A 10,989-nucleotide genomic window follows, 5' to 3' on the forward strand; every position below is an offset into this window, starting at 1 on the left:
TTTCCCACAACCGCTCTCTCCAGCAATTCCAAACACTTCCCCCTTCTTGACTTCGAAACTTACTCCATCAACTGCTTTTACAAATCCGATTGGGGTTGAATAGTAAATCTTGAGGTTCTCAACCTTAAGCATCTCACTCCCTCCTCAACCTCGGATTAAACACCTCCTCAAGACCAAGATTGATCATATATAGCCCGGTAATTAGGATGGCTATGACCAATCCTGGGGGAATTGCCCACCACCAGTAGCCGAGGTTTATTGCATTCCACAACACCGCCATCTGGAGCATTATTCCTAAGGACATTCCCTTAGTTGGTCCAAGGCCAAGGAAGTCAAGACCTACAGCAGCTAATATTGCTCCACTGAACTGAAGTATGAAGACCATGAAGACGTAAGACACCATGTTCGGAAGTATCTCTCCGAAGATTATCTGTAGATCACTTTGACCGCTTAGCTTTGATAGATCAACGAACTCTCTCCTTTTCAGCGACAAAGTTTGAGCTCTAACAGCTCTGGCAGTCCAAGGCCAGGCTGTTAGACCGATAATAACGCTCTCAATTCCTATACCTCTGTAGGGGAGGTAGGCTGCGATTATGATCAGTAGAGCCATTGTTGGGATTACAAGCATTATGTTCGTGATCATCATTAGTATCTCATCCACCAGCCCTCCCTTGTATCCCGCTATGAAACCTATTAGGAGACCGATTGCCGTAGCTATACTGCCCGCGAGCAGTCCTACTATTAGTGAAGACCTCAAACCATATGTCAGTTGAGCGTAGACGTCCCTTCCGAAGCTGTCAGTTCCCAGGTAGTGCTTAACCTCAACTGTTCCGTTTGGGGTGAAGACTTTGGATAAGCTCCCAGGGGGTAGGGCTGGTTCTGTTGGCTTTGGTATCACTCTATCCCCAACCTTTATTGGGTAATAGCCCATGTTGTCAAAGGGGACTAATAATGGGCCGATGATCGCGAATAGGGCAAAGAATATGACGATTCCAAGCCCAACTTTAAACTTTATGTTTTTTAGCGCGATTTTGAGGACTTCAAACTTTGATTTTCCAACTGGCATTTCTTCATCCCTCCACGTAGGCGGCCTTTATTCTTGGATCGATTAGGGCGTACATTATGTCTATTATGAAGTTGGCAGCTAGGACCGTTAGGATTATAACAAGGAAGCAGCCCTGGATTAGGAAGTAGTCCTGGTTGAGTATTCCTTGCATGAGGATATACCCTATTCCTGGGTATGAGAAAACAACTTGAACGGTGACGTTACCGGCAACTATCAGTCCGAGCTGGAGTGCTAATCCTGTTATCTGGGGTAGCATTGCGTTTTTGAATGCATGCCTCATGACTGTTCTTTCGCTCGATCCTAGAGCTTCTAGGTACCTCACATAGTCTGCCTCGAGCTCATAGATTATCATGTTTCTCATACCTATGGCCCATCCACCAAGTTGGACTAGGAATAGGCTGAGGAATGGCAGCACCCAGTGGTGTAGGTAGTCCTTTATGAATGCCCAGCTGAGTGAGGGGATTATTCCATAACTGTAGGCACCTGAGAGCGGGAACAATTCTAACTTAACTGAGAATATATAGGCTAAGAGAATTGCAAACCAGAAGTAAGGTGATGCTTGGAGGAAGAAGAATACGGGCATTAAATAAGAGTCGAGCTTCCTATTTTTACCAGCGTAAGCTCCCAACCAATTACCAACAATCCAGCTCGCAACTATTGAGGGGACAAGTAAGGCTAAATCATAAGGTAAAGCTTCCTTTATAATTTGAGCAACGGGTTTTGGGTAGAAATATATACTAATTCCTAAATCACCGTGAAGGACGGCCTTCCAAAATGTTATGTATTGTTCCCATAAAGGCTTATTTAATCCAAATGCCTCAATAAAATACCCATGAAGGTATTGAGTTGCTTGGGGCATTGTAGCGAATCTAGATAATAACACAGCTATTGGATCCCCAGGCATCAGCCTGGGAATTATAAAGTCTATTGTGACGGCAAATATGAATGTTAAAATGTATATCACTATCTTCCTCTTGAGGTAGTTCATCATTCCGCTGGCCAATTTTCTCCCTCCTTGACTTTTTCTTAAAATTCTGCAAAAAAATAAATAAATTAGAAGGTTAAGATCTTCTCCTCCTTAGGAGGAGTGGGACTACGGCTAAACCAACTAATATTGCTGGTCCACAGATTCCTCCTGTTTCTGTTGATGAAGTTGCCGTCTCTGTTGGAGTAACGGTAACAGTCTGAACTATCGTTTCAGTCTTCTCCTCTGTAGTTGTTGTTTCTGTAGCTGCCTTTACTGGCTTGATATTGAGTAGCACCTTCACTCCACCCATCTGCCAGTATCCGTTCCAGCTTATTGGGAATGCGTATGGGTTCTTTGCTGTAGGCCAGTTGGTCCAGTGCTCTGGGCTTGCCTCAAACCATGCACCGTTGTAGATTATTGGTATGTATGGCAAGTCTTTGAGGAATATCTCCTGTAGCTCGTAGTAGTATTGAAGCTTCTTGTTCTCATCCTTCTCAACGTTTATGAGCTCTAGGAGCTCTGCAACTCTCTCATTCTTGTATCTACCGAAGTTACCGTTGTAGAAGTTCTCTCCTATTGGAGTGACATCTTGGTTGAGGACCCAGTTGAACCATTGCCATGGTGTTGCAACTACGTTGCTTCCGAAGTTGTTTATGGCCATGTCGAAGTTACCCTTGGTTAGGTCATCCCAGTACTTTGAATAGTCTGGGAACTTGGGCTCGACGTTGATTCCAACAATTGCCAACTGCTCGCTTATTACTCTGATCATCTCCATCCAGTCGGTCCATCCGAATGGGACTATTATTGTTAACTTGAGTGGTTTTCCATCTGGGAACTCTCTGTAGCCATCACCATTTACATCCTTAAATCCTAGCTTGTCGAGTATCTCCATGGCCTTTTGTGGATCATACTTGAATCCGTACTTATCAACGGCCTCCTTGTTGTATATCTTCTTGAATGCTGGATACTGGATTAGTAATCCTGTGGGATCGGCTGGAGTTATCTGGTTTTGGGATGCTCTGGCAGCTATCTCCTCTGGGTTTATTGCATAGGCTATGGCCCTTCTGAACTCTGGGTTGTCAAGTGGTGGCTTTTGGGTGTTGAGGAATAGGAATGCCGTGTTTGCTGGTAGGTGGTATGGTGGTTCATCGTACCAGGTAACTATTCCATACTGAGCCTTGACATCTGGGACACCCGGGATGAAGAAGTTGCTCCAGTCGAGCTCACCCTTGACGAGCATTGATAATGCCAAGTTGTTGCTGTAGACTATAACGTAGACTATGTACTTTGGAGCGGGCTTGCCGAAGTACTTGATTCCCCACCAGTTGTCGTTCCTAACGAGAATGAACCTCATCTGGTCTGTCTTGTAGAGCTTGTAGGGACCAGAACCAACTGGGTTGTCAACGTTGGCGAATTCAACTGGGTTATCAATGTTCTGCCAGATGTGCTTCGGAACAATTGCTATTTGATAAAGTAGATACTTCCACTCTTCATAGTGGGGAGTGCTAAATACAAACTGGATTGTTCTGTCATCTATAACCTTAACCTCTTGGAGCCACTCCCACATCTGGTGATATGCTAGACCAGGATACTTCTTGTGGAGCTCGAAGGTGAACTTAACGTCCTCAGCTGTTAGTGGCTTTCCATCATGCCAGGTTAATCCTTCCCTAAGTTTAACCTCATATACGTTGTCGCTAACCCATCTTCCACTCTCGGCAAGCCAGGGCTCTAGCTTATCGTTTAATGGGTCGTAGTTGAACAAGGTTTCGTAAATCAAGCCAATGGTTCCTGTAACGGCACTCCAGGGGATAAGGGGATTGAAGTTGTTTGGTTGGCTCCAGAGACCACCACCAACGTATAGTGTTTCTTCCCTTGGAAGTTCTTGTTCCTGGGCGGCCACTACTTGGCCGAAAACTCCAAATATTACAAACGCTCCAATTAGTACACCAACGAGTCTCTTCATACTATCACCCCGTAAGGATGCAACAAAGCACATTGTCAATTATAATGAAATCCTCAATGCTTATAAATCTTGCTGTATATTTATAATCATTGGGCCAAATTATAGAAATTTAGAAAGCCTTATAAGATATGATAACGATACTCACTATTGACAATATAAGGGGGGAGGATCATGTTCCCTGAAAAGTTCCTTTGGGGTGTGGCACAATCGGGTTTTCAGTTTGAAATGGGGGATAAACTCAGGAGGAATATTGACACTAACACTGATTGGTGGCACTGGGTAAGGGATAAGACAAATATAGAGAAAGGCCTCGTTAGTGGAGATCTTCCCGAGGAGGGGATTAACAATTACGAGCTTTATGAGAAGGACCATGAGATTGCAAGAAAGCTGGGTCTTAATGCTTACAGAATAGGCATAGAGTGGAGCAGAATATTCCCATGGCCAACGACATTTATTGATGTTGATTATAGCTATAATGAATCATATAACCTTATAGAAGATGTAAAGATCACCAAGGACACTTTGGAGGAGTTAGATGAGATCGCCAACAAGAGGGAGGTGGCCTACTATAGGTCAGTCATAAACAGCCTGAGGAGCAAGGGGTTTAAGGTTATAGTTAATCTAAATCACTTCACCCTTCCATATTGGTTGCATGATCCCATTGAGGCTAGGGAGAGGGCGTTAACTAATAAGAGGAACGGCTGGGTTAACCCAAGAACAGTTATAGAGTTTGCAAAGTATGCCGCTTACATAGCCTATAAGTTTGGAGATATAGTGGATATGTGGAGCACGTTTAATGAGCCTATGGTGGTTGTTGAGCTTGGCTACCTAGCCCCCTACTCTGGCTTCCCTCCAGGGGTTCTAAATCCAGAGGCCGCAAAGCTGGCGATACTTCACATGATAAATGCACATGCTTTAGCTTATAGGCAGATAAAGAAGTTTGACACTGAGAAAGCTGATAAGGATTCTAAAGAGCCTGCAGAAGTTGGTATAATTTACAACAACATTGGAGTTGCTTATCCCAAGGATCCGAACGATTCCAAGGATGTTAAGGCAGCAGAAAACGACAACTTCTTCCACTCAGGGCTGTTCTTCGAGGCCATACACAAAGGAAAACTTAATATAGAGTTTGACGGTGAAACGTTTATAGATGCCCCCTATCTAAAGGGCAATGACTGGATAGGGGTTAATTACTACACAAGGGAAGTAGTTACGTATCAGGAACCAATGTTTCCTTCAATCCCGCTGATCACCTTTAAGGGAGTTCAAGGATATGGCTATGCCTGCAGACCTGGAACTCTGTCAAAGGATGACAGACCCGTCAGCGACATAGGATGGGAACTCTATCCAGAGGGGATGTACGATTCAATAGTTGAAGCTCACAAGTACGGCGTTCCAGTTTACGTGACGGAGAACGGAATAGCGGATTCAAAGGACATCCTAAGACCTTACTACATAGCGAGCCACATAAAGATGATAGAGAAGGCCTTTGAGGATGGGTATGAAGTTAAGGGCTACTTCCACTGGGCATTAACTGACAACTTCGAGTGGGCTCTCGGGTTTAGAATGCGCTTTGGCCTCTACGAAGTCAACCTAATTACAAAGGAGAGAATTCCCAGGGAGAAGAGCGTGTCGATATTCAGAGAGATAGTAGCCAATAATGGTGTTACGAAAAAGATTGAAGAGGAATTGCTGAGGGGATGAAATATGAAGACAATAGCAGTTGATGAGGAAACATGGGAGGCAATTAAAAAGCTCAAGGCTAGGTTGGATGCAAAATCATACGATGAAGTCTTGAAAAAGCTAATACAAGCGTGGCATACCTTAGAATTGGAGACCAAGGCCGAAAGCATTTCACTGGAAGACGATGAGGCTGAACTAGTGCTTTCAGTTATTAGGGATAGAAGTAAGCTTGTTGAGGAGGGAAGCAGGAAATGAACCCAATGCCTCGAAAAATCAGCTTTGACCCCCCTTCTTTTATTCAACTTACGAGAAAGCAAAATAAAGAGCTTTTAGAGTTTGTTCTTGCAGAGTTCGAAATTTACCTTCCAATTACAACCGTTCACGCTTATCTCTTGGTAAAGGCCTTCAAGGGGAAGAATCCAAAAGAGGAAGTCCAAAAGCTGAGGGACATCGTTAAAATTGTGGACTTGACGGATGAACTGCTTGGAGAGATTGCCGAGATAGATGCATCTCTAATTAAAGATGGATACTTCTTTACCTTGGAGGATTTAATCACGGCCGTTTCAGCAATAACATCTAAGTCCCTTCTTGTTGTTAATGGCAATGCTGAAAAGTACTCCCCCTTAAGGAAGTATGGGCTAGATTGTGTCAATTACGAGAAATTTCTAGAGGAAGTTGAAGTTTTAGCTAGAGAGGAGGCAAAGAGGGAGAAAATAATCTAGCGCCTCCTGGGAATAAGCTTCACTCTACTCCCACAGTCTGGACATATTCCCCCAGGGGGAAGGGTCGAGAATTTTCTTCCACAACCTATACATACATACCTCCACTTCATTACCCTCGTGATTCCCTTCTTAAGGGTTCTAAACTTGAGTCCCAGGAGGGAGGCTATGTTCTGGACGTTGTAGTCATCTGTAAAGATGGTTGCCTTTAACTCATACGCCAAGGCTAAAACCTCTATATCGGCCTTACTTAGCTCCTCCAACTCTCCAGTCTCTCTAGCCGCTTGGATTATCTTCTCTATAGCCTCCTTTGAAGGTTCAATCACCCTTACCTTTCCTGCAGATATTAAAGATTCTAGGAATAACTTGGATTCTCTATCTTTAATCTCCTCAACAACACTTGGCGTTGTGTAACCTTCCACCTCAACACCCTGAATAAAAACAGAAGAGTCAAGGACAAGCTTCATGCCTTGCAGCACCCTTCCTTCTTCTCAACCGGGACTATCTCCTTGAATCCAGTGTACTTCCAGAGCGCCCTGGGTATCTTTACAGTTCCATCCTCCTGCTGGTGGTTCTCTAGAATTGCCACTATTGCTCTAGAAGTTGCTATTGCAGTGGAGTTTAAAGTGTGCACGTACCTGGGCTTTTCGTCAGTTCTATCTCTAAACCTAATGTTCAACCTCCTAGCCTGCCAGTCTGTACAGTTGCTTGCCGAAACAACTTCTCTAAACCTCCCCTGCCCAGGCATCCAAGCCTCTATGTCGTACTTCTTTGCGGCTACGTAACCCAGATCTCCAGTACAGATGTTAACTACTCTGTAGGGAATCTCAAGCTCTTGGAAGAGCTCTTCAGCGTTCCTAACTAGCCTTTCATGCCACTCCCAGCTCTCTTCAGGTCTAGAATAGACGAACTGCTCAACCTTGTGGAACTGGTGAACCCTAAAGATTCCCTTGGTATCCTTTCCGGCGGTCCCTGCCTCTTTTCTAAAGCACGGGCTGAAAGCTACATATAACAAGGGCAAATCTTTTCCATCGAGGATTTCATTTGCATGCATACCGGCCAATGGATGCTCAGCCGTTGGGATTAGGTAGAGGTCCTCTCCCTCAACCTTGTATATAACATCTTCAAAGTCCTCGAATGTAGTCGACCCTTCTTCGACAAATCTTCTAACCATGTAGGGAGGGATAACTGGGGTGAAGCCCTTCTCTATTAGCCTATCCAAAGCAAACCTTATCAATGCCAAGTCAAGTATGACTATTTCGTTTAGGAGGTAATAGAATCTAGAACCGCTAACCTTTGCTGCTCTAGCAAAGTCAGCCCCACCGAGGATCTCCAAAAGGTCGACGTGAAGTTTTGGTCTCCACTCTAGAACTTCATACTCCATCTTTCCTTGGCTCTGCTCAAGGAAGCTCTCTAAGTGTCCTTTCCAAACCTTAGCCTTCCCCCAGAACCTTATGGGGACGTTGTCATTCTCATCCTTCCCAACGGGAACGCTTGGATGGGTTATGTTTGGAAGCCTCCATAGGTAGTAGTCTATCCTATTTCTCAGCTCCTCAACTTCCTTCTCTAATTCCTCTATTTTCCTAACTATTTCCTTGCTTTTTGTTAGAAGATCCTCCACTGGTTCCCCAGCCTTCTTTTTCTTCCCTATCTCTATTGCAATCTTATTTCTCTCGTGCCTAAGCTTGTTTATTTCCCTCAGCTTCTTTCTCCACTCTTCATCCAGCCTCAGTATCTCATCTATCCATGCAATCTTCCCTAGCTCTCCTCTTTTCTTGAGATCGTTCTTGACGAGCTCTGGATTATTTCTGATTAAATTTATGTCGAGCATTTTTACCCCTTACCCTAATGAAGCAAAACCATTAAAATATTTATTGTTCGAGGAAAAGAAGAGAGAAGAGAAAAGAAGAGGATCACTCAAGGTTTGTAACCTTCTCCAGCTCAGGAATTACGAAGTCGAGGTCAAGCTCTTTCAAAGTTTCCTTCTTTGGAATTCCTCTCTCGTCCCATCCCCTTATTCTGTAGTACTCTGAGAGCAACTCATCGTACTTCTTCTCATCGAGGTGCTCTCCCTTGTGCGGGCCACTCTTCAGTCCCTCTGTGAACCATCTCTTTGGTGGGTAATCCATCTTTCTATCCCACTTGCCGTTGAATTCTCTCACCCAATAAGCTCTTATGAGGGAATAAACCCTGTCAGCTGCCTTGTAAAGGTCATCCCAGGTGTAGGTGACTCCAGTTATTGCCTTGAGGAGCTTTGGATAGTAGTCTAGGCTTAGGCCAACCTCAACCCATGGTAGCCTACATGCCGTAAGCATCTCGAAGAGCCCACCTCTCAACCTCTGCAACTCAACAACTTTCTGGGCCTTTATTGGATCGTAACTTATCTTGTACTCCACCTTCTCGGCCTTCTCTCCTTCAATTGGGGCAGTACCGATTTCCCATGCAATAACCCATGCCTCCTTGTGGTGTGCACCGATTGCGCTCGTTCCATAAGCTAATGCCATTGCTGGGTAGATGTAACAGTTGTAACCACTAACCTCTAATCCCTTAACGTGCATTGCGAAATCATGAGTTCCAAGCTTCTCGGCCATAGCCTTAACTCCCTCTGCAGCTAAGTTGCCGAGCTCTCCTTTTCTGTAAGCTATATCCAAGGCCAATTGCTTAGCTCCCTTGAAGTCTCCAAATGTTGGCCCTTCCTTGAGGATTCCTCTCTCCACAGCCTCCATTACGTGGGCTATTGAAACACCGAGGCTTATCGTGTCCATACCCATCTCGTCAGCTATCCTGTTGAGAACTGAAACCTCGTTAAGCTTCCCTATTCCAAGGTTTGAACCCAGCAAGGCTACATTTTCATAGTCAAGCTCACTCTCTTGGCCCTCTGCATCAAGCACTACATTTCCACACGGCATGTTACAGTAGGGACAGCCCCTCTGCTGTACCTTCATCCCCTCCATTGTGTAACCATCTATTGAACGAGCGAATTCGAAGTAGCCATCGCTGAAGTTCCTTGTTGGGAGGGCATAGTTAGTATTACACCACTCTACAGCTGCCATGGTCCCCTGTCTCTTCCAGAATGGATACCCTGGAGAGTTTAGAATTTCATTATATGCCTCCTGGCTGAGCTTCTTTAACTCTTCCTTGTCTGCAACTGGTATCTCCTTGGTTCCCCTTATTACTACGGCCTTTAACTTCTTGCTTCCCATTACAGCACCCATTCCAGGTCTTCCAGCAGCTCTTCCCTCCTGGGAGATAACAACAGCATATTTAACTAAATTTTCTCCGGCTGGTCCGATGGTTAAAACGCCGACGTTCTTGCCATGGATTTCCTTTAATTCTCTCTCGGTCTCGAATGTTGTCTTACCCCATAGACCTTCAGCACTAAGGATGCTAACGTTGTCATCTTCGATATAAATGTAGACGGGCTTCTTTGCCTTACCTTCAACAACGAGAGCATCATAACCTGCCCTTCTCAAGTGAACAGAAGCCATTGTTCCTAGGTTGCCGTCACCATAACCTCCAGTTAGAGGACTCTTAGCCGCAACTACAAGCTTTCCACCGCTCGGGGTTGGAAGGCCATTGAAGGGACCAGCAGCAAAGATTAACTTGTTTTCTGGACTAAGGGGCTCAACACCTCTAGCTTCATTCCAAAGAATCCAGGCGGCTAATCCTCTACCTCCAATAAATTTCTTGGCAACTTCTTCGGGGTATTCCTGAACCTTAACTTCTCCAGTTGTTAGGTTTACCCTTAGAATCCTACCCCACCATCCATACATAGAATCCACCATCTTTACATTCATCAACAATTCTCATAAATATTTTTGGTTGCACTCTTTTTCAATAACCTCAGAGAGTAAAAGAATAAGCATTTAACCCTAGCTTCAAAACCTGGGGGCGAAGATATTTATGTAATCAAACGTAGTGATGTTCAGAAAGAAGGGGGGATTGCAATGAGCAGAACACCTCAACTCTATGTTGAAGTTCCAAAAGAAGAATGCCTGGAAGGAAGGAGAGTAAAGCACGATTGTATAGTAATACAAGATAACATTGAGGTGAGACTCAGAGAGGGGGAAGAAGTCCCTGAGTTCATTCAAGTGGACAAGGCGAAATTCCTAGCTAAGGAAATCTATGACAGATTTCATTTCTACGTTGATCACTATGAGCACAGGATGAAGGTAGATGCAATAATAGTCTACCCAGATAGAAGAACAAAGATCTATCTAAAGAAGGGAGACGAGTTACTGCTATTACCAGTGGAAGGTTACGTAGTGACTCTGATAGCTGATGTTGGAAATAGGGTCAGGAAAGGGGATGCCTTTGCTGCTGTAACAACTAGAAAGGGAGAAGTACACTACCTGAAGCCTCCAAAGCCAGGAACTGTGGTTTATATAGATGAATTCACCAATAGGCCTCATTACATCTACTACATACTCCCCGAGTTTTGAAATTGATTCAAGGTTGTGAAGAGTCCTTCTAATTGCGCTCTATAATTTTATCCGACACTGTCAGGATAAGCAGTGGGACGTTAGGTTTAAGTTTCTGATACCTCTTCAGAAAAGGGGAGAGAAATGAGGACTGAAACCATTATTTACTT

At 44.4% G+C, this 10,989-nt stretch carries 10 protein-coding genes and 1 pseudogene; 4 read left to right on the forward strand and 7 right to left on the reverse strand.

All coding sequences use genetic code 11. The features are described from left to right. The 4 genes and pseudogenes from PWP39_RS08625 to PWP39_RS08640 form a co-directional block, all read right to left on the reverse strand. Window positions 1-132: pseudogene (locus PWP39_RS08625) on the reverse strand (ABC transporter ATP-binding protein); the annotation flags it as partial. 1 nt (window position 133) lies between these two features. Further along, window positions 134-1,066: an ABC transporter permease gene (locus tag PWP39_RS08630; RefSeq protein ID WP_011012352.1), complete on the reverse strand. Its 933-nt coding sequence runs from the start codon at window positions 1,064-1,066 to the stop codon at window positions 134-136. A gap of 4 nt (window positions 1,067-1,070) precedes the next feature. Next, entirely contained in the window at window positions 1,071-2,057 is a 987-nt protein-coding gene (locus PWP39_RS08635) for an ABC transporter permease (protein ID WP_011012351.1), read from the reverse strand. 70 nt (window positions 2,058-2,127) lie between these two features. Further along, complete coding sequence (locus PWP39_RS08640; protein ID WP_288073469.1) at window positions 2,128-3,996, reverse strand: ABC transporter substrate-binding protein; 1,869 nt, start codon at window positions 3,994-3,996, stop codon at window positions 2,128-2,130. Window positions 3,997-4,167: 171 nt separating this feature from the next. On the opposite strand from PWP39_RS08640, the gene bgaS reads away from it, so the two are divergent. Genes bgaS through PWP39_RS08655 form a run of 3 tightly spaced genes read left to right on the forward strand, consistent with a single transcriptional unit; the run spans window position 4,168 to window position 6,401 of the window. Further along, complete coding sequence (gene bgaS / locus PWP39_RS08645; protein WP_011012349.1) at window positions 4,168-5,700, forward strand: beta-galactosidase BgaS; 1,533 nt, start codon at window positions 4,168-4,170, stop codon at window positions 5,698-5,700. A gap of 3 nt (window positions 5,701-5,703) precedes the next feature. Then, a complete protein-coding gene (locus PWP39_RS08650; RefSeq protein WP_011012348.1) occupies window positions 5,704-5,934 on the forward strand; it encodes a DUF7557 family protein in 231 nt (76 codons plus the stop codon). Next, on the forward strand, window positions 5,931-6,401 hold the full coding sequence (locus PWP39_RS08655) for a type II toxin-antitoxin system VapC family toxin (RefSeq protein ID WP_288073470.1): 471 nt from the start codon (window positions 5,931-5,933) through the stop codon (window positions 6,399-6,401). Before PWP39_RS08650 ends, PWP39_RS08655 begins: the two co-directional genes overlap by 4 nt. Here PWP39_RS08655 and PWP39_RS08660 read toward each other — a convergent pair. The 3 genes from PWP39_RS08660 to for form a co-directional block, all read right to left on the reverse strand. Beyond that, window positions 6,398-6,865 (reverse strand): type II toxin-antitoxin system VapC family toxin, encoded by a 468-nt coding sequence (locus PWP39_RS08660; RefSeq protein WP_011012346.1) that lies wholly within the window; start codon window positions 6,863-6,865, stop codon window positions 6,398-6,400. The two genes, PWP39_RS08655 and PWP39_RS08660, sit on opposite strands and share 4 nt — an antisense overlap. Next, window positions 6,862-8,229, reverse strand: a complete 1,368-nt coding sequence (gene serS, locus PWP39_RS08665; protein WP_288073471.1) for a serine--tRNA ligase — start codon at window positions 8,227-8,229, stop codon at window positions 6,862-6,864. The genes PWP39_RS08660 and serS overlap by 4 nt, the downstream gene beginning before the upstream one ends. Window positions 8,230-8,311: 82 nt before the next feature. Further along, complete coding sequence (for, locus tag PWP39_RS08670) at window positions 8,312-10,171, reverse strand: tungsten-containing formaldehyde ferredoxin oxidoreductase (RefSeq protein WP_014835355.1); 1,860 nt, start codon at window positions 10,169-10,171, stop codon at window positions 8,312-8,314. Between the two features lie 174 nt (window positions 10,172-10,345). Here for and PWP39_RS08675 point away from each other — a divergent pair, with 174 nt between their 5' ends. Continuing rightward, the gene (locus PWP39_RS08675) at window positions 10,346-10,840 is read left to right on the forward strand and encodes a DUF2118 family protein (protein WP_011012342.1); all 495 of its coding nucleotides are present in this window, start codon (window positions 10,346-10,348) and stop codon (window positions 10,838-10,840) included. The last annotated feature ends 149 nt before the right edge of the window (window positions 10,841-10,989 follow it).

Origin of the sequence: Pyrococcus sp., from assembly GCF_030153625.1 — an archaeon.
Classification (GTDB): Archaea; Methanobacteriota_B; Thermococci; order Thermococcales; family Thermococcaceae; genus Pyrococcus; species Pyrococcus furiosus.